22 protein-coding genes are annotated in these 25,825 nt (G+C 37.3%); 19 read left to right on the top strand and 3 right to left on the bottom strand.

Annotated elements, in window-relative coordinates:
* Positions 1 to 5 precede the first annotated feature (5 nt).
* The 14 genes from MM214_RS14755 to MM214_RS14690 all read left to right on the top strand — a co-directional run bounded on the left by MM214_RS14755 (position 6) and on the right by MM214_RS14690 (position 17,866).
* Positions 6 to 632: a c-type cytochrome gene (locus tag MM214_RS14755; RefSeq protein WP_241296483.1), complete on the top strand. Its 627-nt coding sequence runs from the start codon at positions 6 to 8 to the stop codon at positions 630 to 632.
* A gap of 2 nt (positions 633 to 634) precedes the next feature.
* The gene (locus MM214_RS14750) at positions 635 to 1,927 is read left to right on the top strand and encodes a quinol:cytochrome C oxidoreductase (protein ID WP_241296481.1); all 1,293 of its coding nucleotides are present in this window, start codon (positions 635 to 637) and stop codon (positions 1,925 to 1,927) included.
* A gap of 24 nt (positions 1,928 to 1,951) precedes the next feature.
* Entirely contained in the window at positions 1,952 to 2,989 is a 1,038-nt protein-coding gene (locus tag MM214_RS14745; protein WP_241296479.1) for a cytochrome c oxidase subunit II, read from the top strand.
* 17 nt (positions 2,990 to 3,006) lie between these two features.
* Positions 3,007 to 4,896, top strand: coding sequence for a cytochrome c oxidase subunit I (locus tag MM214_RS14740; protein WP_241296477.1), 1,890 nt, complete (start codon positions 3,007 to 3,009; stop codon positions 4,894 to 4,896).
* The gene (locus MM214_RS14735; RefSeq protein WP_241296474.1) at positions 4,877 to 5,959 is read left to right on the top strand and encodes a COX15/CtaA family protein; all 1,083 of its coding nucleotides are present in this window, start codon (positions 4,877 to 4,879) and stop codon (positions 5,957 to 5,959) included. Before MM214_RS14740 ends, MM214_RS14735 begins: the two co-directional genes overlap by 20 nt.
* The gene (gene cyoE / locus MM214_RS14730; RefSeq protein ID WP_241296472.1) at positions 5,956 to 6,858 is read left to right on the top strand and encodes a heme o synthase; all 903 of its coding nucleotides are present in this window, start codon (positions 5,956 to 5,958) and stop codon (positions 6,856 to 6,858) included. The genes MM214_RS14735 and cyoE overlap by 4 nt, the downstream gene beginning before the upstream one ends.
* A gap of 4 nt (positions 6,859 to 6,862) precedes the next feature.
* Positions 6,863 to 7,444 (top strand): cytochrome c oxidase subunit 3, encoded by a 582-nt coding sequence (locus MM214_RS14725; RefSeq protein WP_241296470.1) that lies wholly within the window; start codon positions 6,863 to 6,865, stop codon positions 7,442 to 7,444.
* Positions 7,445 to 7,467: 23 nt separating this feature from the next.
* A complete protein-coding gene (locus MM214_RS14720; RefSeq protein ID WP_241296467.1) occupies positions 7,468 to 8,244 on the top strand; it encodes a cytochrome c oxidase subunit 3 in 777 nt (258 codons plus the stop codon).
* Positions 8,245 to 8,369: 125 nt separating this feature from the next.
* The gene (locus tag MM214_RS14715; RefSeq protein WP_241296465.1) at positions 8,370 to 8,699 is read left to right on the top strand and encodes a cytochrome C oxidase subunit IV family protein; all 330 of its coding nucleotides are present in this window, start codon (positions 8,370 to 8,372) and stop codon (positions 8,697 to 8,699) included.
* Positions 8,700 to 8,779: 80 nt separating this feature from the next.
* Positions 8,780 to 9,445, top strand: a complete 666-nt coding sequence (locus MM214_RS14710) for an SCO family protein (RefSeq protein ID WP_241296463.1) — start codon at positions 8,780 to 8,782, stop codon at positions 9,443 to 9,445.
* Positions 9,435 to 9,989 (top strand): DUF420 domain-containing protein, encoded by a 555-nt coding sequence (locus MM214_RS14705; RefSeq protein WP_241296461.1) that lies wholly within the window; start codon positions 9,435 to 9,437, stop codon positions 9,987 to 9,989. The genes MM214_RS14710 and MM214_RS14705 overlap by 11 nt, the downstream gene beginning before the upstream one ends.
* 31 nt (positions 9,990 to 10,020) lie before the next feature.
* The gene (locus MM214_RS14700) at positions 10,021 to 10,302 is read left to right on the top strand and encodes a hypothetical protein (RefSeq protein WP_241296459.1); all 282 of its coding nucleotides are present in this window, start codon (positions 10,021 to 10,023) and stop codon (positions 10,300 to 10,302) included.
* A gap of 293 nt (positions 10,303 to 10,595) precedes the next feature.
* Positions 10,596 to 14,321, top strand: a complete 3,726-nt coding sequence (locus MM214_RS14695) for a sensor histidine kinase (RefSeq protein ID WP_241296457.1) — start codon at positions 10,596 to 10,598, stop codon at positions 14,319 to 14,321.
* A 209-nt stretch (positions 14,322 to 14,530) separates the two neighbouring features.
* Positions 14,531 to 17,866 (top strand): hypothetical protein, encoded by a 3,336-nt coding sequence (locus MM214_RS14690; protein ID WP_241296550.1) that lies wholly within the window; start codon positions 14,531 to 14,533, stop codon positions 17,864 to 17,866.
* Between the two features lie 71 nt (positions 17,867 to 17,937).
* Here the strand turns inward: MM214_RS14690 and MM214_RS14685 are convergent, their stop codons facing one another.
* Entirely contained in the window at positions 17,938 to 20,208 is a 2,271-nt protein-coding gene (locus tag MM214_RS14685) for a helix-turn-helix domain-containing protein (RefSeq protein WP_241296455.1), read from the bottom strand.
* A gap of 129 nt (positions 20,209 to 20,337) precedes the next feature.
* On the opposite strand from MM214_RS14685, the gene MM214_RS14680 reads away from it, so the two are divergent.
* From MM214_RS14680 to MM214_RS14660, 5 genes are all read left to right on the top strand, one after another.
* Positions 20,338 to 21,045 carry an SDR family oxidoreductase gene (locus tag MM214_RS14680; RefSeq protein WP_241296454.1) on the top strand — a complete coding sequence of 236 codons (708 nt, stop codon included), beginning with the start codon at positions 20,338 to 20,340 and terminating at the stop codon, positions 21,043 to 21,045.
* A gap of 6 nt (positions 21,046 to 21,051) precedes the next feature.
* Complete coding sequence (gene ispG / locus MM214_RS14675; RefSeq protein WP_241296453.1) at positions 21,052 to 23,031, top strand: (E)-4-hydroxy-3-methylbut-2-enyl-diphosphate synthase; 1,980 nt, start codon at positions 21,052 to 21,054, stop codon at positions 23,029 to 23,031.
* A 22-nt stretch (positions 23,032 to 23,053) separates the two neighbouring features.
* On the top strand, positions 23,054 to 23,245 hold the full coding sequence (locus tag MM214_RS14670; RefSeq protein ID WP_241296548.1) for a DUF6728 family protein: 192 nt from the start codon (positions 23,054 to 23,056) through the stop codon (positions 23,243 to 23,245).
* A gap of 87 nt (positions 23,246 to 23,332) precedes the next feature.
* The gene (locus MM214_RS14665; protein ID WP_241296452.1) at positions 23,333 to 23,686 is read left to right on the top strand and encodes an MmcQ/YjbR family DNA-binding protein; all 354 of its coding nucleotides are present in this window, start codon (positions 23,333 to 23,335) and stop codon (positions 23,684 to 23,686) included.
* Positions 23,683 to 24,636 (top strand): ABC transporter ATP-binding protein, encoded by a 954-nt coding sequence (locus tag MM214_RS14660; RefSeq protein WP_241296451.1) that lies wholly within the window; start codon positions 23,683 to 23,685, stop codon positions 24,634 to 24,636. Before MM214_RS14665 ends, MM214_RS14660 begins: the two co-directional genes overlap by 4 nt.
* Positions 24,637 to 24,719: 83 nt before the next feature.
* On the opposite strand, the gene MM214_RS14655 is transcribed toward MM214_RS14660, so the two are convergent.
* Complete coding sequence (locus tag MM214_RS14655) at positions 24,720 to 25,244, bottom strand: FKBP-type peptidyl-prolyl cis-trans isomerase (protein WP_241296450.1); 525 nt, start codon at positions 25,242 to 25,244, stop codon at positions 24,720 to 24,722.
* Positions 25,245 to 25,415: 171 nt separating this feature from the next.
* A complete protein-coding gene (locus MM214_RS14650) occupies positions 25,416 to 25,733 on the bottom strand; it encodes a hypothetical protein (protein WP_241296449.1) in 318 nt (105 codons plus the stop codon).
* Between the last annotated feature and the right edge of the window lie 92 nt (positions 25,734 to 25,825).

Genomic DNA, 25,825 nt, shown 5'->3' with positions numbered 1-25,825 from the left:
ACAATATGAAACTGATTAGATCCATATATGTAATTGCTACAGCAGGTGTTGCACTGGGTTTTGCATCTTGCGGAGCTTCTGGAGATCATCCAGGCTACGAATATGCGCCTCAGATGTATAACTCAGTAGCTTATGAGCCATTGACTCAGATAGTCAATGAAGAAGAAGGTAAGTGGGTATCAACTAGAGAAGATGAAAAGGGTGAGTTTTTTAACTCAAACGTAAACAATCCTCATAGGATGAATATGCGTGAGCCAGTAGCGAACACTGTTCCTAGAACGAAGGATGGTTTACTTCCTTATAGACTAAAAGCTTTTGAATTAGAAAAAGCAGCAGAATTAAAAAATCCAATCGAACTCAATGATGAAGTATTAGAAGATGGTCGTCTACTTTTTCTTCAGTATTGTAAAGCCTGTCATGGTATCAATGGAGAAGGTGATGGTCTTGCTGGAGAAGTAATCGGAGGTGTTGCCAATCTTAAAGGTGGAGCTTACGTTGATTTGCCAGAAGGTCATATTTTCCATGTTATCATGAAAGGTAAAGGAAGAATGGGAGCTCACGGAAGCCAAATTCCTCAAGAGAGGATTTGGAAAATTGTTCACTATGTTAAACAAGAAATACAGAAGCAATAATCATGGCGCACGTTTCAAATTATAATTTAGATCAGAAATTTGATTTCACAGCTTCATTAAAAAAGTCTATCCTGATTGTTTTAGGTATTGGAGTACTTTTATTTGTTGCAGGTGTTATCCTATCATTGGTAGGCGGTGGTCACCATGATGAGGCTGCTGATGCTGGTGGTCATGCTTTTCATTGGTATCAGAGAGTTTTTGCAAACCTTTGGATTAATAACGTATATTTTACGGGAATTGCAGTTATTGGTGTTTTCTTCTTTGCGATTCAATATGCCGCTCAGGCTGGTTGGTCTGCTGGTTTGCTAAGAGTAATGATTTCTCTTGGTAATTGGTTACCAATTGCTGGTGTTTTGATGATCGTTGTTTTCTTTATTGCCAATCATGACTTATTTCACTGGACGCATAGCTACTTGTTTGATAAAAATGATCCTCATTATGACAAAATCATAGATGGAAAAGGTGGCTTCTTTTATTGGCCAATGGAAAAAGGGTCATTCCCTATTTTCTATATCATTAGAATGGTAGCATTCTTTGGCATATGGGTCTTTTTCTTTAATAAGTTAAAGAATCTTTCTTTCGCAGAAGATAATTTGAGTGGGGCACATGATTGGTCTAACATTAGAAAATGGTCAGCAATCTTTTTGATTCTTTTCGCTGTTTCTTCTTCAATTTCCGCTTGGGATTGGGTAATGTCAATCGATACTCACTGGTTCTCTACAATGTTTGGATGGTATGTATTTGCCTCTTGGTTTGTGGCTGGTTTGTCAGTGATCACTTTAATTACGCTTTATCTTAAAGGTAAGGGATATTTGGAAATGGTTAACGAAAACCACATTCATGACCTTGGTAAGTTTGTTTTTGCATTCTCTATTTTCTGGACTTATATCTGGTTTTCTCAGTTCTTATTGATCTATTATGCCAATATTCCAGAAGAATCAGTGTACTTCGTAGAGAGGTTACAAAGTGATGTGTATAGCCCGTTCATTTTTGTAAACCTAGTATTAAACTTTGTACTTCCTTTCCTTGTTCTTATGACAAGAGATGCGAAAAGACATGGAATATTCCTTAAGGTTGTCTGCTCTTTGATCATCTTAGGTCACTGGTTTGACTTCTTTCTCATGGTGCAACCAGGTACTCTGGGTCACAATGGTGGATTTGGATTGATGGAAATCGGAATGCTTTTGATCTACGGATCTGCTTTCGCCTTTGTAGTCTTCAAGTCACTTGCTGGTAAGAACTTGGTAGCTAAAAATCATCCGATGTTAGAAGAGTCTTATCATCATCATATTTAATATTTATCCGAAAAAGTTATAATTATGTACGGATTTCTTATTGCAGTTGGTGTTCTACTATTATTATCCTTAATATGGATGGTATACAGGATACAAACTTTAGTTTCGGTAGTCAAAGGTTCAGACAAGAAGATTGCGTCAAGCAGTAATAAAATCAATGCCATTTTATTTATTGTTTTTCTATTAGGAGCCGGTTTCTTAATGTTCTGGTATTCTATAAAGGAATTTGATAACTATAACCTGCCTTTGGCATCAGAGCATGGAGCAGTTACGGATAATCTATTTTGGATAACCATGGCTGTCACAGGTATTGTGTTTATCATCACTCATATCCTCTTATTTATATTTCCTTACAAATACCAATATAAAGAAAGTAGAAAAGCAACTTTCTATCCAGATAATAACAAACTTGAGGTTATTTGGACAATTGTACCAGCTGTAGTACTTGCAGTATTGGTAATTGGTGGGTGGAAAGCTTGGTCAGATATAACTGCACCGGCTCCAGAAAATGCGCATGTTGTGGAAATCATGGGGTATCAGTTTGCATGGGAAATTAGATATCCTGGCGTTGATAATGTATTAGGAGATCATGATTATAGATTGATCAATGAAGTAAATAACCCATCGGGTGTTGATTTCTCTGATAAAAATGCTTTCGACGATTTTACTTCCCCAGTGATGGTACTGCCTAAAGGTGAACCAGTATTGTTGAAGATTAGAGCAAGAGATGTATTGCACTCTGTATTTGCTCCTCACATGAGACTTAAAATGGATGCAGTGCCAGGTATGCCGACTAGATTTTGGTTCACACCTACTAAAACTACTGCTGAAATGCGCCAGGAGTTAGGAGATGATGATTTTGTTTATGAAATCGCTTGTACAGAAATCTGTGGTAGAGGTCACTTTTCTATGAGAAGAGAGATTCGAGTGGTCGAGCCAGCAGAATATCAGGAATGGTTAAAAGAGCAGAAACCATATATTGTGAATGATCCTACTTTAGTAGAAAATGTTTCCTCTGAATTGAAAGAATTGGCTGACATCACAATCAGCGAATATAAGTAATTATAAAAGGTAAAATTATGGCAGCAGCTAACGTCGCTTTGCATGATACCCATGATCACGATCATGATCATGAGCATCACGATAACTTCATCACCAAGTATATCTTCAGTACGGATCACAAAATGATCGGTAAACAGTTTCTGGTTACTGGTATCTTTTGGGCTTTGATTGGAGGTTTCCTATCTATTCTCTTTAGGTTGCAGCTTGGTTTTCCAGATATGGAGTTGTACTTCTTGAAACCATTGTTGGGCGGATGGATAGATGATGCTGGAAAGCTCGATCCTAACTTCTACCTAGCGCTAGTAACGATGCATGGAACCATCATGGTTTTCTTTGTATTGACAGCTGGATTGAGTGGTACATTTTCCAATTACTTGATTCCACTACAGATTGGTGCCAGAGACATGGCCTCTGGTTTTATGAACATGTTGTCATACTGGTTCTTCTTTATTTCTGGTGTGATCATGTTTTGCTCTCTATTCCTAGAGAATGGACCTGCTGGTGGTGGTTGGGTGGTTTATCCTCCATTATCTGCTTTGGAGCAAGCTATACCTGGATCTGGAATGGGTATGACACTTTGGTTGATTGCAATGACCTTCTTTATTGCTTCATCCTTATTAGGTGGTATCAATTATATAACGACTGTTATCAACCTGAGAACTAAGGGTATGTCTTTTTCTAGACTTCCTTTGACCATTTGGGCTTTCTTCTTGACAGCAGTTATTGGTCTATTGTCTTTCCCTGTTTTATTTGCCGCTGCTTTATTACTTGTATTTGATAGAAGTTTTGGTACTTCATTCTACCTTGCTGATATCTATATTTCAGGTGAAGGTGCTTTGCCAAATACGGGTGGTAGCCCAGTATTGTATCAGCATTTGTTCTGGTTCTTAGGTCACCCTGAGGTATACATTGTTTTACTTCCTGCATTGGGTATTACCTCAGAAGTTATTGCTACCAATTCTAGAAAGCCAATCTTTGGATACAAAGCTATGATCATTTCGATGCTAGGTATTACGATCCTTTCTTTCGTAGTATGGGCTCACCACATGTTTGTGTCAGGAATGAATCCTTTCTTGGGCTCTATCTTCATGTTCTTGACTCTTATCATCGCTATTCCTTCAGCCGTAAAGGTATTCAATTATTTAACTACGCTTTGGAGAGGTAATTTGATATTTACTCCAGGTATGTTGTTTTCAATAGGTCTTGTATCATTCTTTATATCAGGAGGACTTACTGGTATTTTCCTAGGAAATTCCGCCATTGATATTCAATTACACGACACTTATTTTGTAGTAGCTCACTTTCACTTAGTAATGGGTTCTGCATCATTCTTCGGATTGATGGCTGGTGTTTATCATTGGTTCCCTAAGATGTTTGGCAGAATGATGGATGCTAAGCTTGGTTATATCCATTTCTGGTTAACCTTCGTAGGTGTTTACTTGGTGTTTTTCCCAATGCACTACATCGGTATAGCTGGATTCCCTAGGAGATATTATTCTTGGACGAACTTCGAATTCTCCAACATGTATACTGACCTGAATATGTTTGTTTCTGCTGCGGCAATAATCACTTTTGCAGCTCAGTTTATATTCCTATTCAACTTCTTCTATAGCATGTATAGGGGTAAAAAGGCATCGCTCAATCCATGGAGATCTACTACGCTTGAATGGACTACACCATTGATTCCAGGTCATGGTAACTGGCCAGGTGAGATTCCATCAGTATACAGATGGCCATATGACTACTCTAAACCTGGTGCAAAAGAGGATTTTATCCCTCAAACAGTACCTTTGTCTGCTACTCCTGAATCTAATCTTCCTCATGAGCAAGAGCTTGTTAAGTTGGAAAAAGAAATCATCGCAGAAGAAGAGCAAGTTTTGGTAGCTAATGGATCAAAAGAAGCTTAAAAATATTAACAGCTTTCGCAGGATCTCTTTGATCACTGTGATAGCTGTTTACTTTCTGATATTGGTTGGAGGGATAGTACGTAGTACGGGCTCAGGTATGGGTTGTCCTGATTGGCCAAAATGTTTTGGGAGCTGGGTTCCGCCTACAAGCGAGGATCAGCTCCCAAATGATTATCTGGAAGTTTATTTGGACAAAAGAGTTCAGAAAAATTTTCGTTTTGTTGCTAGCCTTGAAAAGTTGGGGTTCAAAGAACTGGCTTTTCAAATAAGAAATGACAAGTCGATTCTTGTAGAAGAAGAGTTTAATGCAACCAAAACATGGATAGAATATATCAATAGGCTTATTGGAGTTCTTATTGGTTTCTTTATTATACTTACCACATACAGGTCTTTGTCTTTGTGGAAGTATGATAGGATTATCCCAATTATGAGTATATTCAGTTTGCTTCTTGTCTTATTTATTGGATGGATTGGATCTATAGTGGTTTCTACAAATCTATTGTCTTGGATTATAACTATTCACATGGTGCTAGCCTTGCTTCTAGTTTGCGTATTAATTTACGTTCATTTTCGAGTTCATCATATTGAAAAAACTATCATCAAAAGGACAGAAAAGGCAAATGTTCTTTATAACCTTTTACTTATTGGTCTTAGTTTGATGTTTATTCAAATTATATTGGGGACTCAAGTAAGGGAACAGATTGACGTTGTAGCCAATTCCTTTGGTAATTTACTTCGCCATTCATGGATAGATCAACTCGGCATAGCGTTTATTATACATAGATCATATTCACTTTTATTACTAGGTATACATATTGTATTTCTATTTAAAGTGTATAAATATGCCTTGAGACATTCAGGTATTTATAAAATGTCTTTTTGGCTTTTGGCAATTATAATATTGGAGATATTGACTGGTGTTGGAATGGCCTACTTTGGTATTCCTGCATTCTTGCAGCCAATACATCTTTTGTTTGGTTCATTGATTATTGGTATTCAGTTTCTATTGTTGCTTAATCTCAATGATCAAAAAAATATTAATTTAGATTCATTAAGTTCATGAGAACTATAAATATTTCTGAAAACACTCTATTGGATGCAATAGCTTTTAGAGCTAAGGCATACTATGAATTAATCAAGTTTAGATTAAGTGCACTCGTCACTTTTTCTGCGGTATTTGGTTTTATTTTGGGTGACTCTGGTACGTCATTTTCTTGGGTTAGATTTTTTGCTTTAATGATTGGTGGATTTTTGATCAGTGGTGCTTCTGGTGCAGCCAATGAGATTTTAGAAAGAGATTATGATAAGCTGATGAAAAGGACCCAAAACAGGCCTCTTCCTCAAAATCAAATATCCCTTTATGAAGCCTATTGGTTTACGGTTATTTTGGCTGTATCTGGTGTTGCAATACTTTGGTTATTTACAAACCCTTTGACGACTGCTCTAGGGGTTTTAAGTATGATCTTGTATGTTTTTGTATATACTCCACTCAAGCGTGTAGGCCCTGTAGCTGTATTTGTAGGTGCTATACCTGGTGCAATGCCTCCGTTATTAGGTTGGACAGCTGCTACAGGAATGATCAGTCATGAAGCTTTAATCATATTTGGAATTCAATTTATTTGGCAGTTCCCTCACTTTTGGGCTATAGCCTGGGTAGGAGATGAAGATTACAAAAAAGCTGGATTCAAATTGCTTCCTTCTGGTGGAAAGAAAGATCTTAATACAGCAATTCAGATAATGATTTATACTTTATTTTTATTGCCTTTAGGCTTACTTCCTACTTATTTTGGACTGACTGGGATTAATTCAGGTATAGTAGCTACTGTTTGTGGTGTCCTTTTTCTAGCTCAAACTTTCTCATTGATGAGAGATTGTAGTAGGAAATCAGCATTAAAGATCATGTTTGGATCTTTCTTATACTTGCCAATTGTTCAGATTGCATATTTATTAGATAAGGTTTAGGGAAATGGAAGAGAAGTTAGCTTATGTAGAAGGCGCCGAACAGCCCATAGCCATGCATCCAAAAAAGTTTGCACTTTGGTTGTTCATGGTGACAGTGGTGATGATTTTTGCTGCTTTGACAAGTGCTTATATAGTTCGTCAATCTGAGGGGAATTGGCTGGAATATGACTTGCCTGCAATATTTTATTATACATCAGCAGTTATAATACTGAGTAGTATATTTCTTCATTGGGCATATGTATCTGCAAAGAGGGATGAATTGCTTCAGTTAAGGATTGGTATTTCTATAGCTACGATATTGGGTATACTATTTTTGATAGGACAGTGGTATAGTTGGGTAGCTCTAGTTGATAAAGATGTTTATTTTGTAGGTAATCCGGCGGGTTCTTTCTTATATGTATTTACAGGACTTCATGCATTACACTTGATTAGTGGTGTGATATTTCTAATTATTGTATTAATTTCGTCCTTTAGATACAAAGTTCATTCACAATCTATGACGCCTATGGAGATGTGTGTTACTTATTGGCACTTCTTAGGAGGCTTATGGTTGTATTTATTTATGTTTCTGCAATTAAATCATTAAAAATATAATTTAATTTACTTTATATGTCTACGACTGCAACAGCGATTGGAGTGAGCTCCAAAAGAGGAATCTGGGGAGGTGGTAATGAGCCACTTAAAGCCAGTTATGGAAAGCTAATGATGTGGTTTTTCCTACTATCTGATATCTTTACTTTTGCTGCATTTCTGATTACTTATGCCGCTATCAGGGTAAGTTATCCAGGATATGCTGGCTCAATGGATACATTCCAGGGATCTAATGAATATTGGCCGATTCCTGAACTTGTATTCGATGCTTTTCCATTTTTCCATGGGGTGCATATGCCTTTGGTTTTTGTTGGTTTGATGACATTTATTTTGATTTTGAGTTCAGTTACAATGGTACTTGCAGTAGAAGCTGGACATAGAAATGATAGAAAAGATGTAGTTAAATGGATGCTTTGGACTTTATTAGGAGGTATAGCTTTCTTAAGCTGTCAAGCATGGGAGTGGTCTCACTTTATTCATGGTTCAGATTCAGGATCAGTGATCACATATGTGAATTCTGTCAATAAGTTAGTAACAGAAACAGTATTTGGAGCTAATTTGGCAGTCAATGAATATGGTCCAGCTGCATTTGCACAATTGTTCTTTTTTATTACTGGATTCCACGGATTTCACGTTACCATCGGTGTAGTTCTCCTTTTCTTGGCTTTCTATCAAGCAGCTGTCGGAGTATATGAAAGAAGGGGTCACTACGAGATGATCGAAAAAATCGGTCTTTACTGGCACTTTGTTGATTTGGTTTGGGTATTTGTCTTTACCTTCTTCTACCTTATCTAACTCAAAGCCGAGTCAGAGACAGTTTCTTTAATGAAAGATTTATACTGATTTCAATAGTAATCAAAATACTTCCTTCAAAAATCGTTTGATTGTATGAAGGTTACAAAATTTAAAAATTTACAATTATGGCTATACAAGAAAATAAATCGACTTTGGAAGTGACTCCAAGAGATGATGCGAAGTTTTGGAAAATCTGGAAAACAGCAGGTATTCTATTAGCAATAACGGCTGTAGAATTTTTGATGGCATTCACAATGGAAAGAGGTGTGCTATTATATTTCCTTTTTATTGCTTTGACCATTTGGAAAGCAAAATACATCATGATGGACTTCATGCACTTAGGTGAGGAGGCTAAACCTTTGTTTTATTCTATCATTGTTCCTTTGATTTTCTTAGTTTGGTTAGTTATTGCTTTGGTAAGAGAAGGCTCAGATATATTTAATTTGAGGTGGTAATCTTCAAATAATTTTAAAAAAAAGTAGGTTGGAGAGAGACTCTTCAACCTACTTTTTTGTTATGTATCTAAATGAAATTTATGAAAGGGTTAAGAATATTACAAGGTTTTGTTTTACTCTGTATCTTGATGGTTCCTGTTTTGATTATTGTCTTTCTTAAGACAATGACAACCAACACTTATGAAATCCCCGTTTTCTACGAGGCTGGTGTTGAAAACCCTCTCCAAGCTTGTGAATTTGAGGAAGGCATTCAACATCAAATTCCAGAGTTCAATTTGATTTCTCAAAATAATGAAACAATTGGTAGAACAGATATGAACGGTAAAGTTACTATTGTAGATTTTTTCTTTACCTCTTGTCCAAGTATCTGCCCTGTGATGTCTACTGAAATGGAACGTGTGGATGATGTATTTAGAAATGTAGAAGATGTGCAAATTTTTTCTATTTCTATAGACCCTGAGTATGATACACCTGAAGTGCTACAGTCCTACGCGATGAAGCATAATGCAAATCCTGATAAATGGCATTTCTTGACAGGGGATAAATCTGATATTTATGAACTCGCACGCTGTGGATTTATATTACCAACGATAGATGGTGAAGGTGTAGCAGATGACTTTGTACATTCTGACAAGTTCGTATTGGTAGATGGTGAAGGTAGAATAAGGGGGTATTATAGTGGGACAAGCCGCGAGGATGTAGACAGATTGATTTTAGAAACCAAAATATTACTTTATGGAAAATAGTAACGTGATTAACAACTCGAATGACAAGGCAATCATAAAATGGGTTACAGTGATTGCTGTAATTGTACCAATAGTAGTGGCTATCTTATTGTTCATGCCCTCCAAATTGGATTTGGCTGCGGAATGGGTTTATTTCCTTCCTCATCTCAATGCTGTCATTAACAGTGCTTCTACCTTAGCGCTGATTGCTGGACTTTATTTTATTAAAAGTGGGAATATTCAGCTTCATAAGGCGTCGATGACAACAGCATTTGCACTTGGTGCTGTTTTTTTGGTTTCTTATGTGATATATCACGCTGCTGCTGAAAGTACTACTTTTGGTGGAGTGGGATGGATTAAGTCTGTGTATTATTTTATTTTGATCACCCATATTTTACTTGCTGCTGTAGCATTGTTTCCCATTCTTTTGGCCTATTATTATGGTTATACAGATCAGAGATCTAAGCACAAAAAGATAGTTAAGTATGCTTATCCAATTTGGTTGTACGTCACTGTTACTGGTGTGGTAGTTTATTTGATGATTAGCCCATATTATAGTTTCTAAACTTATTTGAAGAACCTTTCGTTGTTTTAGTATGAATAAGATAGTACAAATAGGCTTTATGGTATTGGGAGTAATGATGCTGAGCTTTCAATCTATGGCACAATGTGCGATGTGTAGGGCTTCTGTAGAGAATAATGTGAGCAATGGGGAAACTACTATAGGCGCGGGCTTGAATACAGGGATTTTATATTTATTTACTATGCCTTATTTGATAGCAGCTGTGATTGGATACTTTTGGTACAAAAACGCCAAAAAAAGGAGATTGAAAGAATTGTCTAACCCACTCTACAGGCGTCGAAACGCTATGATGTAATTTCGAAAAGTAGCAATGTCAAGGGAATTTTCTTCCAAATAATTGAGAATAAGACTAGTGGTTAGCTTGGGGTAAAATGATTTTCAAGCGCAACTATTGATTTCTATAATTACTCTCAGAGATTTAGTGGTATGAACGTGATGTTTTTGTAGAAATAATATGATTTTTTTAGTGTAAATGTAAACTTTATTCAAAAGCTGTGGTTTCAATTTTAAGTTAAAAGATTTTAATAGATACTTAGTGAAAAGGCAAGGTTTGTAATATGACTTTGCTTTTTTACTTTGCAAAAAAATATGCTTAAGAAGAGAAGATTTATTTTATTTTCATCCATCATTGCTATAGGAATTCTATTAGCAATTCATCAGTTTTTTGGTCAACCTGCACGTTCAGATCAATTTTTGAAAGATATAGAGAATAGTCTTCATGATGTAGAAAGAGACTTTGATGAGGATTTTATCGAAATCCTCATGAAGAATAGACCAGAGGACGAATTGAAATTTGAAAATTTGCTTATTAAAAATAATAGACAGCCATTTTTTCTTTTTGATGACAAGGATAGTTTGATCTTTTGGTCAAATTTTGAACATTTACCTGATCTATCAGGGTTGAAAAAATCTAAGACATACCAATTGTATGAGGACGCTAGAGGTATCTACTACTCCAAAATAAGGCAAATCAAAAGGGGAGAGGGAAATTATTGGTTGGTTCAATTATTTCCACTTAATTATAAAAGTGAAATTCAAAATGACTTTCTAGTTTCCGGATATAATCCAAAGCTTTTTGGAAATAACAAGCTAAATTTATTTCCGGATAAAATCTCATCTGCACATGAAGTCAAAAGCATAAAGGGAGATTTTATATTTTCTATTCGATTTGATAATGGTTACCAACCTGTTCACAAAGAAAGCAATCATACTGTTCTCATATTTTTCTTTTCATTATTGCTGTTGGTATTGATAGTGGGTTATGGCTTTATATCTATGATATGGAGACGTGGTAAGCGTGCATTAGCAATTATCTATACGAGTGTGATATTCTTAATTATCCGTTCATTTATGTTGTTTTTTCATTTTCCTCAGGACTTTTTTGAATTTGAGCTGTTTGATCCCAGTAAATATGCATCTTCTTGGGTCAATCCTAGTCTGGGAGATTTGCTCTTGAATACCATTTGTTACATGATTGTTTTTGGTTTGATTTTGAAGGTATTTGCTAGTCAACATTTTCAGATCAACTTCAATAAGTTTAGAGAGCGTTTCAAGCCAGGGATTTTCGTCTTATTATCCTATTTGGTTTCTACGATTCTTTTAGCACTTTTCTACAGTCTCTATATTAATATTCTAAGTAATGCTCAATGGGATCTTAATATACTTACCTTGCCTTCATTTGATTATTTCAAAATGATCAGTTTGTTGATTATTTTCTTTGGTGGTGCTATGTATTTGTTGTTCTCAATACTTGGGATCAACCTGGTGTTAAGTGGGGATAGAATCGAGAAGATATTTGCATTGAGGATTCTAGTTTACTTTTCAGTGCCAATTGGGATTTTTCTCGGATATTATAATTGGGTGTATTTTATAGCATTTTTATCTCATTTCTTCCTTTTATTCTCTATTGTGAGTTTTGAGCTGTACAAGAATATATTTAAGCTTGGACTTAATACTTTTCTTACATTCTTTTTTGGATGCCTGATAGGAGCAGTTGTGACAGGAATAGCATCCCATGAGGTGTTTTTGGATCGTCAACATCAAGCCAAGGTTAGATTTGGTATGCAGCAATTGGTCGAAAATGATGTGATGGCGGAATTTTATCTTGGTGGCATCATGGAGAGAATTAAGGGTGACTTGTTTATCAAAAATACACTTACAGACCCATTTCAACCCAACGATGTGATCGAGAGGAAGATAAGGAAGTTTCATATTACAAATTATTTTGAACAGTATGATGTAAAGATTCGCGTATTTAATGTACGAGGGGACAACGCAATAGAAAGGACAAGTTCAGAGAATTTACAAGATTTACGATTAGACTTTATCAAGAGTGACAATGCTACATCAGTGCGCGACTTGTACTTTGTCAAAGGATCAGGAGAAGGTTTAGGTAATAAGTATGTGGTTTTTATACCACTTTATCGTGAAAACATCTTTGTAGGTACTGTGGTATTAGAAATGAGGCAATTAAAAATTCATCCTACTGCGGTTTTCCCGCGATTGATTTTGGACAGAAAGTACAACGCAAATATTGGAGAGCGTAATTTTGACTATGCAATATTTCAAGATGGTAAATTGCAGTATTCAGTAGGTGTTTTCAACTATAGGGTACTAGATTTGGATGAATTTTTGAGTTCAAGTAAACTAAGAGGCAAAGGAGCATATGTGAAAAAGTATCATCATTTTAGCGTGGAAAATGAAGACCGTCAGGTCGTGGTCTCTTCTCCAACTTACCCAGTTTACTATATACTTGCTGACATTTCCTTATTTTTTGTTTCTTTTATCTTATTGACTTTAATTAGCATATTGGCATTTACGCTAAGGAATGGTTTGAGGCAGTTCAGTTTTAACTACGCTACTAGACTTCAGATGTATCTTAATTTCGCCTTTTTCTTTCCGATATTGACTATAAGCCTTATTATAATAGGTCTATTGACAAGCTCTTACAAAGAGGAATTGCATAGACAGTACTTTCAAAAGGCCTCCTTGGTTGCGGATAATCTTTCTGCGGTTTTAGAGCGTCTCTCAATGCGTGAGGCTGATAGAGACGACTTAGCAGAAATGGTAAATAATCTGGCAGGTACTACAAATGTGGAAGTCAACGTATACCAGTCCAATGGCACCATATTAGCAACTTCTCAACCTAATATTTTCGATAAGCGAATTGTTACCCACTACATCAATCCAGCCGCTTGGTCACAAATCATAAGTGAACAAAATAACAGGGCGATTCTCGAAGAAAAAATAGGAAACTTGAATTTTAAGACTGTCTATGTAGCTATAAGATCTACAGATGGTCAACAAGTGCGCGCTATAGTTTCCATTCCATTCTTTGAGTCGGAGTCGGAGCTAGATATGCTTATCGCGGATGTGTTGAGTAATATTGCCAATATATTTGTGTTGATATTTATTGTGTTTTTGTTTGTGTCTTATTTTGTGTCCAAAAAACTCACTTTCCCTTTTAATCTGCTCACACAGAAATTAAAAGATACTGATTTGGATAGTAATGAGCCTATGTATTGGCCTTCAAATGATGAAATTGGCCTATTGGTGAATGAGTACAACAATATGCTTTTTAAATTAGAGGCCAGTAAAAAAACCTTAGCTAATACCGAAAAAGAATCTGCTTGGAGAGAAATGGCTAAGCAAGTGGCACACGAAATCAAGAATCCGCTTACTCCAATGAAATTGACTTTGCAACACTTGCTAAGACTTCAGGCAATGGGGAACCTTGATGATACAGATAAGCTCAAGAAGCCAATACAAACCCTCATTCATCAAGTGGATACCCTAAGCGATATAGCTACTTCTTTTTCGACATTTGCAAAAATGCCACTTCCAAAAAATGAACTCATGGACTTCAGGAAAGTGGTTCAAGAGAGTGTTGAACTTTTCAAAAACCGAGACAAAGGCACGGTTATTCTTCATGATTTTAGCCAAAACAACAGCCTTTGCATAATGGGTGATGACCAGTTGTTTGGTCGAGTGATAGGGAATTTGATTATCAATGGTATACAAGCAGTGGAATCTGGAAAGCAACCAATTATCGATGTTGTACTAAAAGTTGAGCCATATCAACAAGTGGTTTTGGAGATAAGAGATAATGGAAAGGGTATATCTGATGATCTAAAGGATAAAATTTTCATCCCTAATTTTAGCACCAAGTCCGAAGGATCAGGTTTAGGATTGGCCATTGCTAAGCGAGGAGTAGAGACAGCAGGAGGTAAGATATGGTTTGAGACTGAGGAAGGTAAAGGGACCAGTTTTTTCCTTTCATTTGATATAGTACAGCAAGATATCCAGATCGATTGATAGCAATCTAGATTTGTAGTGATTATTTTTTTTGATCTAATATACTACCTTAGTAAAAGTATTCATCATCAAGAATTCAATTGAAGAAACTTTTACTGTTAGGGTGTACTTTACTCGTATTGACAGAGCTTTATGCTCAGGAAAATCATTGTAAATGGTGGTCAACAGATCAGCTTTCAAGTTGGGTTTTGCTCGATTCCTTGTCGGTCATGGAGGAGTATATTCAGGTCAGTGATGGTGTCGATAGATATTTTGAGTACGAGTATAATTTGAATACAGGAATGATCAAGGTGGATATAGAGTCTGTAGATGCTCTTGATTCTATCCGTATATGCTATAAAACTTTCCCATATAGTTTCCATCTGCCAGTAGCAAAAAGATCTTTGGATACTGACTATGACTCAATGGCTTTTTTTAAAGACCGAAGAGTACAGGCTATTCCGGCATTTGATTTTAGGGAAGAACTTTTTCCGGCGACTAATCTGCAGAAGTCTGGCAACTTGACCCGAGGAGTATCCTTTGGCAATACTCAAAACGTATTTGTAAACTCTTCACTCAATCTCCAAATGTCAGGACAATTGGCAGATAACTTGAATATCCGAGCAAGTATCACAGATCAAAATGTACCTTTTCAGCCAGAGGGAAATACCCAGCAGTTACAGGATTTTGATAATGTGCTTGTGGAATTATACAATGATAAGTTCAATTTGTCCGCTGGAGATGTCGTATTGAGACAACGTGAGTCGGAGTTTTTGAGATATTATAAAAATGTACAAGGTGCTCAAGTGACTACAAACTATCAGCTGAACGACAAATGGAAAGCATCTACTCAGGCCGCAGCTTCAGTAGCCAAAGGGAAATTTGCTTCTATTCAACTCGATGTTTTTGAAGGAACACTCGGGCCATACAGGATCCCTGGGCCTCAAAACGAACGATTTGTGATTATCATGGCGAACTCAGAGCGTGTTTTTTTAGATGGAAAGCAACTTCAGAGAGGATTCAATTACGACTATGTGATCGACTATAATCAAGGAGAAATTACATTTACACCCAATGTCCTGATTACTCAGTATTCACGTGTAAGGATAGATTATGAATATGCTGAGAGAAATTACTCACGATCAATTTTGACAGCTAACCATATTCAAGAGTCTGATAAGCTTGCTTTCTATATGAATTATTATCGTGAGCAAGATAATAGGAATCGTCCGCTTTTTTTTGAGTTTTCTGACGCTGAAAAACGCCTTCTAGCCTCAGTAGGAGATGATTTGGAAGCTGCTGCTGTACCTAGGATAGATTCTGTTTCTTTTGACCCGAGTAGGATTTTGTATAGAAGAATTGATACCATAGATGCTGCTGGGAATCCAGTGTCTTTTTTTGAATATTCGACCAATCCGGAAGAAGCATTTTTTGCTGTAGGTTTTTCAGAAGTAGGGCAGGGGAATGGGGACTATATCAGATCAGCTCAAGTAGCTAACGGTCCCGTATATGAATATGTGCCCCGTATCAATGGTCAGCCTCAAGGTAGGTTTAGCATTTTTTCTCAGCTTCCTGCGCCAAATAAACGACAGATGATGACTGCTGGCACTAAAGTGAAGCTTAGCGCATTTGAAAATGCCTATACTGAAGTCGCTTTTTCAAATACAGACAACAACCTTTTCTCAACATTAGATAATGAGGATAACACTGGTTTTGGAATCAAGTCAGGTATTTCATCCGAAAACAGAACTTTTGAGAAACTTGAAGGATATAAGTTCAATGCGCTGACTGAGTTTGAGTACAATTCAGCGCATTTTAGTTTTATAGATCGTATCAGGTACATTGAATTTGATAGGGACTGGAGTTTGAATCCAGAGGATCTCAAGGAGCATGGAGCAGAGCGAATATTCAACACCCAATTTGCGTTGGAAAAAGATGCAGATAGGAGACTTTTTTATCGCTTCAACTTGCGCAACCGTGAGGGGGTGCTGGCTGGAACACAACATCTCGCTACTGTCAATCAGGTAATAGGGAATAGAATTTTCCTGAAACAGGATTTTTTTCAACTAGATAGTGATGTGAGAAACCTTGACTCTCATTGGCTAAGATATACGGGGGATATAAGTTTTAGAGGTAATGTGATCGTACCGGGATATAGATTAACGTTAGATCGCAATACAGTAAGAGATGCAGCAACAGATTCTGTAGTAAGTACGGCGATGAACTTTATCGACCACACAGCATACATCAAAAGTAATGATACCTTACGCTATTCGTTTTTTGCAGATGTGAGTAAGCGAGAAGATAAGTTTCCAGTAGAGGGTGTGTTAGTGAAAGATACTGAAGCATTTGCCACCAACATTGGTCTGAAGAGACGTTTTGGGTTACATGATTTTAAGGGCACTTTTACCTACAGAGAATTGAGATTTTCAAGGTTGTCAGGTGAAGTAGAGACTACTGTCCTAGGAAAAATTGATTACTACAGTGATTTACTTAAGGGTAATTTTAGAAATGAACTTTCTTATGCCTTAGGCAATGGGAGAGAATTTAGACGAGAATTTGTTTTTCTTCCTGTACCCGCTGGAGAAGGGACACATGCCTGGAGAGACGATAATGGTGATGGTATTCAGCAACTCAATGAATTTTATCTTGCAGTAAACCCAGAAGAAAAGAACTTTATAAAAGTATTTGTGCCTACGACAGATTTCATTCAAGCTTACTCCACAATACTCAATTACAGATTGAATGCAAAATTTCCAGATACTTGGAAAGCAGCATCTGGACTTCGAAAGATCTTACAAAAATTCTCTAATAATACTAGCTTGAGTATTGAAAAGAAGATCACTTCCGATCAATTTTGGGATAGGGTAAATCCCTTTGTGGGAGGATTCACAGACGAAGACTTGGTGTCTGTGAGGCAAGTGATCAGAAGTTCATTTTTTTTCAATAGATCTTCACCCAAATATGGATTTGATTTTTCAATTTTTGACAGTCAAAACAAACAGTTGCTTGCTGGGGGATTTGAAGATTTGGCACAGAAAGACTTAAGGCTGAATACACGCTTTAATTTTAACCCTAACTGGAATATGAGATTCCTGTTGATGTCAGGAAGTAGGTATGCAGGGTCAGATTTTTTGGATAATAGAAATTATTTGATCGAGCAATATGGCTTAGGTCCAGAACTTGCTTGGCAGCTTGGGAGTACTTTTCGGTCTACGATCATGTATCAATATACAGACAAGGTCAATTTGAGTAATGAATTGCAAGATGAAAAGGCAATAATCCACCAAATTGGGTTAGATTTACGATTTGCTCGTGCCATACGTACTACTTTGAATGCACAATTGAAGTACATATATATCGACTATAATGGACAAGCTAACTCCCCAACTGGCTATGAAATGCTTCAAGCTTTGAATACGGGCAATAATTTAACTTGGACATTCAATTGGCTACAAAAAATCGGAGAAGGGTTGCAGATGAATATGGTGTATGAAGGCAGGAATTCCGAGGGCTTAGGAAGACTGGTTCATGTGGGGAGGATGCAGGTGACGGCTTTGTTTTGACAAAGGCAATGATTTATGAGTAAAAGTGAAATAAATTTGATGCTTTGAAATTCATCTATCCAATTCTCAAACTAGTCTCGAGCCATGTGAGCAGCCACCATTCTTAAGATTGCGTAGGGGAATTTTTCCGGATACTTTTTGAATACTTCTCCGACTTCACCGTTTTCAATTTCCAAAAGTACAGCAGCTTCACTGATCTGTTCGTATGTCAAATGTTGGTTAATATCCACTTTCCCCTGAGCAATTCCTTTTGTAAGATGAGATTCTATGGTAGATTTAGCCATATTTCGGATCTGGCAAATCTCTTCTATGCTTTTTCCTTCACGACTCATTTGAAAGGTGATCTCATAGGTTTCACCTTTCTCAAGTTTCATTTTTGGTTTGTTGTCCTTTGTTTTTTTTCTGCCTGTTTTATTTGTTGTGAATTTTGGGTTGTCTTTCACTTCTTGCTTGGCTTCATGAGCTAAACTGATACGGAGCTGGGTAATACTATCAGTGATGGATGAGAGTCTTCCAATCTCTTCTCCATTCAATATGGCAGGTACAAGGGTGCTGATTTTCATGATTTCATTCAATTTTCTCAATAGAATGATTTCAATTTCCGATACACCTTCAAGATAATTTTTCGTCTGCGTGAACTGTTCTACCTCTGCTTGGTGTACAAGAAGTTGCTTAAGGATTTTTTTGAATAGTCTGCTGTAGTATTCACTACCTTTTTCAAGCCTATCCATCATAAAAAGCAAGTCATTTTTATACAGTAAGTGCTGGAGTTGTCTTGAAAATTTGAAAGTATTTTCTTCCTCGTTTTTCAGAAGCTGTTGAATGAGCCCCATAGCCATTCTGATCTCTTCATCTTCAAACACCATGCTGCTAGCATGCTCTTTTTGAAAGTTGACGATGCTTAGACCAAGAGTCTGAAAGTCGAAAGTATTCGCTAGCAATTTTTGAATGTATTGCTTTTGATGCTGCTCTAGCAATGTATCCAAAGGCTGTTGATGATCAGTAGTCTGCTTTGTGAATTGAACAGCTTGAGGGTCGGAGCTGATGATATGAGACTGAATCCTCGTGCGAAGAGCTAGTCCGTCCAAACTTCTCAACCTACTAAGCGCTACATATACTTGCCCTGGAGCAAAGGCCTGACCCACATCAATGATGGCTTTGTCAAAAGTCAATCCTTGGCTTTTGTGGACAGTGACAGCCCAAGCTAGCTTGATAGGGAACTGCTCGAAGGTTCCTATTATCTCTTCTTCAAGTTCTTTGGTGTCTTCATTGACAATGTAGCGTTTGTTCTCCCAAGTTTCTCTTCTAAGGATATAATCGGCCTTTTCTTCATTTAGGAAAACGGTGATTTCATCATCATGGATAGATTTTACTGTCGCCATTTTTCCATTAAAATAGGATGCGTTTCCACTACTATCATTTTTGATAAACATGATTTGAGCACCTTCTTTGATTTCCAAAGTTTTTGGAATCGGGTAGAGACTTTCAGGAAAGTCTTTATCAATAACAGCCTCAAATTTATGCGATGGAGATTTAAGTGCAGAAAGTTCTTTTTTATTGTGATTTTCTGCTTTGGTATTATGTGTAGTAATGATAATTACTTCCTTCAATTTTTCAATTTCTTCTGGTGTTTTATAGTATCCATTTAGAAATTTGATGTCTTCATTGGTGATGCGATTATCTCTCAAATGATTTAGAAGATCGATGAAGATATCATCTTTTTGTCTGAAGATTTTATTGAGTTCTATATAGACTAGTCCCACTTGCTGCAATGCTTTTGCAGCAAAGAAATGCATCGTGTTGTAAAACTTGGCTAACACTTGCCACTCTTGATCCTTGACAATTGGCGGCAGCTGAAAGAGGTCACCAATCATGAGGACTTGTACTCCGCCAAATGGCTCATCATAATTTTGTTTGACCCTTTTCATTCTATAATCTATGGCATCAAGCAGGTCAGCTCTGAGCATACTGACTTCATCGATGATGATAAGGTCAATGGAGTTAAGGACTTTTTTTCTAGCAGCATTAAGCGGATGCTTTCTATTGAGCGTGTATTGGGTATAGAAATTCCCATCTCCAGAGAAATTTCCCTCGGGCTCTTTCGTTGGTAAAAATGATCCAAATGGAAGGAGAAATTGAGAATGAACGGTTACACCTTTAGCATGAAGTGCTGCTATGCCAGTGGGAGCGATGATGATATGGTTTTTATGCGTCAATGAAGTTAGATTTCTTAAAAAAGTAGTTTTTCCAGTTCCTGCTTTTCCCGTCAAAAATATTGGACTGTTTGTCGTATTGACAAAATGTGCCGCTAGCTCCAGTCTATCCGTTCTTTGATGTTCCATAAGGATAAAATTAGTAGAAAAAAATATGAGCTGCCTAGGATTAACCGTTTAAGTTCGCAAATCTTTTAAAAAAACGTAACTTTGCTCAAGGAAGATAGTTGTTATGCTAACTATTAAAGATAACAAGAAATGTCAATGCATATATTAGTAACTGGTGGTACCAAGGGTATAGGAAGAGCAATTGTTGAGCGATTTGCGAAGGAAGGATTTGATGTGTCCACCTGTGCACGCAGCGAGGAAGACTTGAAAGATCTGGAAACTTTTTTTTCAAGCAACTATCCAAATCAACAGCTGTTGGCATTTCGAGCAGATTTGTCTAAAAGAGAAGATGTACTGAAATTTTCTAATGAAGTAAAAGAAAGGCTAGGTACCCCGGATGTGTTGGTGAACAATACAGGGGTGTTTCTACCAGGAGCAATTCATACTGAAGAAGAGGGGAATTTGGAGAAAATGATAGAGACAAATTTATATTCGGCCTATTACTTAACGAGATCTTTTGTACCAGAAATGATCGCTAGAGCATATGGTCATATATTCTCAATGGGTTCTATAGCAGGACTTACAGCATATCCCAATGGGGGAAGTTATGCGATTTCAAAATGGGCGATGTTAGGTTTTACCAAATGCTTACGTCAAGAGCTAAGTCCATTTCACATCAAAGTGACTTCAATACTTCCTGGAGCCACATACACGGCTAGTTGGGAAGGTGTAGATGTGGCAGAGGAAAGGTTGATGAAAGCTTCAGATGTGGCAGAGTCAGTCTGGGGAGCATTCAGACTTTCTCCTGGTGCAGTAGTTGAAGAAATAGTGATTAGACCACAATTAGGAGATTTATAAAATTTTATGGAAACCAAAGCATTGCTGGAGAAGGTCAATTATTGCAATAGCCTGACTTCATATTCTAGAAGAAAGACGATACCTGTCAAAGTAGGGGATGTGATCATCGGAGGGGATAATCCTATTGTGGTGCAGTCCATGACCACGGTAGATACCATGGATACTCAAGGTTCTGTAGAGCAATGTATCCGGATGATAGAGAGTGGTTGTCAATTGGTGAGAATAACTGCCCCAAGCATCAAAGAAGCTGAGAATCTAAAAGCAATAAAAGATGAACTGAGAAAGAGGGGATATACCACACCGCTTGTCGCAGACATTCATTTTACCCCAAACGCAGCAGAGCTGGCAGCTAAAATTGTAGAAAAGGTCAGGATCAACCCTGGGAATTATGCTGACAAGAAGAAGTTTGAAGTCATCAACTATTCTGATGAAAGCTATCAGGAAGAGTTGGAAAGGATAAAGGAGCGATTTCTTCCTTTGGTGAAAATATGCAAGGAACATGGTACAGCTATGAGAATAGGTACCAATCATGGTTCTCTTTCTGATAGGATCATGAGTAGGTATGGAGATACACCTTTGGGCATGGTGGAATCCGCCTTAGAATTTTTGAGGATTTGTGAAGAAGAAGCCTTTTATGATATTGTGATTTCGATGAAATCTTCCAATACCCAAGTGATGGTACAGGCGTATAGACTGTTGGTTCAGAAGTTAGATGAAGGAGGGTTTAAACCATATCCTCTACACTTAGGAGTGACAGAGGCCGGAGATGGAGAAGATGGAAGGATCAAATCTGCTGTTGGAATTGGGACATTGCTTGAGGATGGTTTAGGGGATACTGTCAGGGTTTCTCTGACCGAAGATCCAGAATTCGAAGCCCCAGTAGCCAAAGCTTTGGTCGATAGATATGATCAAAGGGTAGGGCATGATACTATTCCATCAGTAACTACATACCCTATCAATCCTTTTGAATATCAGAGAAGAGAGTCGGTAGAAGTGGCAAATTTTGGAGGGACAAATGTACCTAGGGTGATTACAGACATCTCGAATGTATCCGAGATTCTCCCAAAAGAGATGAAGAATGTAGGCCATTTTTATTTACCGGAACTTGATAAATGGAAGATGAATGACCAAGGTGCTGACTATATTTATACAGGAAGCAATCCTATTCCATTCATGCTTCCTAATGGAATGAAGGAAATTCAAGATTTTACAACTTGGGAAAATGCAGACGATCAGCAAAACAAGTATCCAGCATTTTCATTGAAAGCATTTCAAGAATCAAAAGTCTATCACCAGTATCTTAATTTTTTGATGATTAATGATACGGAGATTGAAGATGCTATCCCATATGTCAAAGGAAGAAAAGACTTGGTGGTGATACTTTCAAGTGAAAATTCTCATACTTATCCAGCATTACGAAGGGCATTTGTGTCTTTGATTTCAAACCAAGTGAAGGTTCCAGTAGTTCCAAAGGTGAAGTATAGTCAACATACTCAAGATCAAATCATGCTTTATGCAGCCACAGACGTTGGCGGCTTACTGATAGATGGTCTAGGTGATGGTATCATGATAGAAAATGTAGGAGATGATGGCTTAGAGAGGGAAGCGTGCTTTACTCATATAAAACTGAACCACTCAGTGAGCTTTGGGGTTCTTCAAGCAGCACGTACTAGGATGTCCAAAACAGAGTACATTTCTTGCCCATCATGCGGCAGAACCTTGTTTGACCTTCAAGAGACCACGGCGATGATCAGAAAGCGTACGGATCATCTCAAAGGAGTGAAGATTGGAATCATGGGATGTATTGTGAATGGTCCAGGGGAGATGGCAGATGCAGATTTTGGCTATGTCGGTTCTGGTAAAGGCAAGATCACCTTGTACAGAGGCAAAGAAGTTGTAAAAAGATCAGTCCCGTCTGAGAAGGCAGTGGATGAGTTGATAGAGATCATCAGGAAAGATGGTATGTGGACTGATCCAGAGAATTGATAATCAAGTGAACGAAAAGATCATGGGAAATAGTAAGTTAAGGGAGTTCTTTCAATTAGGTGAGTTGGGGAATTATTTTGTGAGGGTGTTCCAAAAACCCGATCCAAATCAAAAATCGAATTTCAACCTGAGGATGATGCATGGAATCAACAAGATTTCCATTGTGATGTTTTTGGCAGCGATTATCATTTGGATTTTGAAACGAGTACTTTGATAATTCCTTAGGTCGGGGCAATTTGTTTTGAATATTCAAAATGCTAGCTTCATTATTTTGTAAGTGTATTTTAATCCGTAGATCACATTGGAAATCATAGCTTTCAGATCATATTGCCTTGACAAACTTGGCGTTACAGAAGATACACCCTTTGATGAAGATACGCTTTGTTTCAAGGTTGGTGGGAAAATATTTGCAATTGTTGACATCACAAAGTTCGAAAGTGTCAATTTGAAATGTGATCCAGAAAAGGCTGTAGAATTAAGGGAAATGTACCACGCAGTATCTCCAGGATATCATATGAATAAAAAACACTGGAATACAATTGCTTTTAACAGTGATTTGCCAGATTCTAAACTTTTGCAATGGGTGGATCATTCATATAATTTAGTATATAACAGCCTATCGAAAAAGGTGAAACAGGAAATAGCCATAAAATGAGTTTTTTGGAAATCAAAGCTGTCAGCAAAGCTTATCAAAAAGGGAATGAAGTAGTTCATGATTTTTCGCTATCCCTAGAAAAGGGTAAAGTACTTTCACTTGTAGGTGAAAGTGGATCAGGTAAAAGTACCTTACTCAGAATCGTGGCTGGCTTAGAAAACAAAGATTCTGGGAAGGTAGTGATAGGTGATCTTGAAGTCCAAAATCCTAATGAAAGACTTGTGCCTGGCTATGATGACGTGCAGCTTGTCTACCAAGAATACCAGCTTTACCCCAATTCTACAGTAGAAGAGAATATAGCTAGACCATTGATACAGTATGATAAAGCTTACAGAAAGGAGAGGGTAGCTCATTTGTTGAAAATGCTGAGATTAGAGCCTTTTAAAGATACTTTGCCTAGGAACTTATCCGGTGGGCAGCAACAAAAAGTTGCGATAGGTAGGGCCTTGAGTCTTGAGCCAGAGGTTTTACTTTTAGATGAGCCATTTTCTTCTTTGGATGGTATTCAGCGAAGGGAGTTGATCGGAGAACTAAAGGAGATATTTGAGTCTTTGCGAGTCACTGTACTTTTCGTGACTCATGATTTGGATGATGCATTGCAAATGACCAACGACTTAGCGATCATGCAAGGAGGTAAATTGATTCAAAGAGGCGCTCCTGAAGATGTGTTTTCGAAGCCAAACAATATGTATGCTGCCAAGCTCTTTAGCCATTTGAATGAGCTTCCAGGAAAAGATAAAACTTTTGTTAGGCCTTCAGATTTGGAGATTTACAAAAGTAAAGGTTTGTCTGCGAAGGTAGTGGATAAGCAATACTTGATTCACTTTGATCAACTGACACTTCAGTTGAAAGATGGGACAATATGGAAAGCGGAAGATAAAAAAAGGTCTTTCAAAATTGGAGATCGGGTTTACTTGAAGTGGTTAGAGAAAAATGAGATTTCTTTTTAACACATTGAAAGAAGTATCACCGACCTTGGAATCAATTTTGAACTTTTGAAAATTGATTCCAAAGTCAGTGATCATTATTTAAATCAATGCTGATGTCCATGCTCACCATGCACATGTCCATGGGCAATTTCTTCTGCAGTAGCTTCTCTCACTTCGTGGATTTCTCCTTCAAAATGCAAATCAAAGCCTACAAGAGGGTGGTTGAAGTCCAATAGTACCTCTTCACCAAGATCTTTCAATACTTTTGCCTGCATTTGATAGCCATTTTCATCTACCAATGGTAAGAAATTACCTTCTTCTAGCATACTTGCTTCGAAACCTCTTTCTTGGGAAAACTGATCCTTAGGTAAGGACATGATCATGTCGTCGTCCGCCTGTCCATAAGCCTCTTCGGCTGTCAAGGTAAACTCAAAGGACTCACCTTGTTTTTTCCCTGCCAACAACTCTTCAAATTTTTCTGGTAAGCCACTATTTCCGAATAGGAAATAAAAAGGGTCTTCCTCATCTCTTACCTCCACACTGAAGGGTGCAGATTCTACTTCTTCCTCTTCTTTGCTTACTTTAAGCTCGTAAGTAAGTCCTACGATTGTATTCTGAGTGATTTTCATCTCTTTGAATTTTGTGTTTTTTTAATGGCAAAGACTAATCGAAATCAGAATTGCCTAAATAATTTCTTGACTTGAGAATAACCAAGATAGACAATGCCTATCCCTTTTTTGATTACATCTGCAGGACAAAGGTACGTTTATTTTTTGGTGGAATGGGAATTCAAAAAGGCATTACTTAAATGCACCATTGAACATCATTAGAAAAATACTCATCATACTCAATACAAAGCTTAGAAATACTAGTCCATGCTTTCGTTTGAATATACCATATATAGCAAGTCCCAGAATCCCAGTAAATATGAGGCCAAAAGTGAGTGTGTTCCAGAGATACAGGTCTAAACTGTTGTGGTAATAAGGTGCGTCAGGATTGTCAGTCTGTAGCTGTACTTCCTCACCAAAGAAAAAAGCGCCTATAAACTCTCTTAGGTATGCATAAGCAAAAATTCCAGAGGATAGGCATGCAGCGATGTTGATGAAAATTTTGTTCATTCTGTGTTTGTTCTTTCATCACTACTTTAGCGATGCACAATCAATCCAAATGAATGGATTGTATTATATTCCGACCTATTTTTGACAACTTG

It is taken from the genome of Belliella kenyensis (assembly GCF_022549675.1).
In the GTDB taxonomy this organism is placed as follows: Bacteria; Bacteroidota; Bacteroidia; order Cytophagales; family Cyclobacteriaceae; genus Belliella; species Belliella kenyensis.
Note: the sequence above shows the minus strand (reverse complement) of the source record. Positions and strands in the feature narration are given on the sequence as shown.

Coding starts and splice junctions, on each gene's coding strand:
- MM214_RS14755 (WP_241296483.1), top strand. CDS start 6: ATGAAACTGATTAGATCCATATATGTAATTGCTACAGCAGGTGTTGCA.
- MM214_RS14750 (WP_241296481.1), top strand. CDS start 635: ATGGCGCACGTTTCAAATTATAATTTAGATCAGAAATTTGATTTCACA.
- MM214_RS14745 (WP_241296479.1), top strand. CDS start 1,952: ATGTACGGATTTCTTATTGCAGTTGGTGTTCTACTATTATTATCCTTA.
- MM214_RS14740 (WP_241296477.1), top strand. CDS start 3,007: ATGGCAGCAGCTAACGTCGCTTTGCATGATACCCATGATCACGATCAT.
- MM214_RS14735 (WP_241296474.1), top strand. CDS start 4,877: ATGGATCAAAAGAAGCTTAAAAATATTAACAGCTTTCGCAGGATCTCT.
- cyoE (WP_241296472.1), top strand. CDS start 5,956: ATGAGAACTATAAATATTTCTGAAAACACTCTATTGGATGCAATAGCT.
- MM214_RS14725 (WP_241296470.1), top strand. CDS start 6,863: ATGGAAGAGAAGTTAGCTTATGTAGAAGGCGCCGAACAGCCCATAGCC.
- MM214_RS14720 (WP_241296467.1), top strand. CDS start 7,468: ATGTCTACGACTGCAACAGCGATTGGAGTGAGCTCCAAAAGAGGAATC.
- MM214_RS14715 (WP_241296465.1), top strand. CDS start 8,370: ATGGCTATACAAGAAAATAAATCGACTTTGGAAGTGACTCCAAGAGAT.
- MM214_RS14710 (WP_241296463.1), top strand. CDS start 8,780: ATGAAAGGGTTAAGAATATTACAAGGTTTTGTTTTACTCTGTATCTTG.
- MM214_RS14705 (WP_241296461.1), top strand. CDS start 9,435: ATGGAAAATAGTAACGTGATTAACAACTCGAATGACAAGGCAATCATA.
- MM214_RS14700 (WP_241296459.1), top strand. CDS start 10,021: ATGAATAAGATAGTACAAATAGGCTTTATGGTATTGGGAGTAATGATG.
- MM214_RS14695 (WP_241296457.1), top strand. CDS start 10,596: ATGCTTAAGAAGAGAAGATTTATTTTATTTTCATCCATCATTGCTATA.
- MM214_RS14690 (WP_241296550.1), top strand. CDS start 14,531: ATGGAGGAGTATATTCAGGTCAGTGATGGTGTCGATAGATATTTTGAG.
- MM214_RS14685 (WP_241296455.1), bottom strand. CDS start 20,208: ATGGAACATCAAAGAACGGATAGACTGGAGCTAGCGGCACATTTTGTC.
- MM214_RS14680 (WP_241296454.1), top strand. CDS start 20,338: ATGTCAATGCATATATTAGTAACTGGTGGTACCAAGGGTATAGGAAGA.
- ispG (WP_241296453.1), top strand. CDS start 21,052: ATGGAAACCAAAGCATTGCTGGAGAAGGTCAATTATTGCAATAGCCTG.
- MM214_RS14670 (WP_241296548.1), top strand. CDS start 23,054: ATGGGAAATAGTAAGTTAAGGGAGTTCTTTCAATTAGGTGAGTTGGGG.
- MM214_RS14660 (WP_241296451.1), top strand. CDS start 23,683: ATGAGTTTTTTGGAAATCAAAGCTGTCAGCAAAGCTTATCAAAAAGGG.
- MM214_RS14655 (WP_241296450.1), bottom strand. CDS start 25,244: ATGAAAATCACTCAGAATACAATCGTAGGACTTACTTACGAGCTTAAA.
- MM214_RS14650 (WP_241296449.1), bottom strand. CDS start 25,733: ATGAACAAAATTTTCATCAACATCGCTGCATGCCTATCCTCTGGAATT.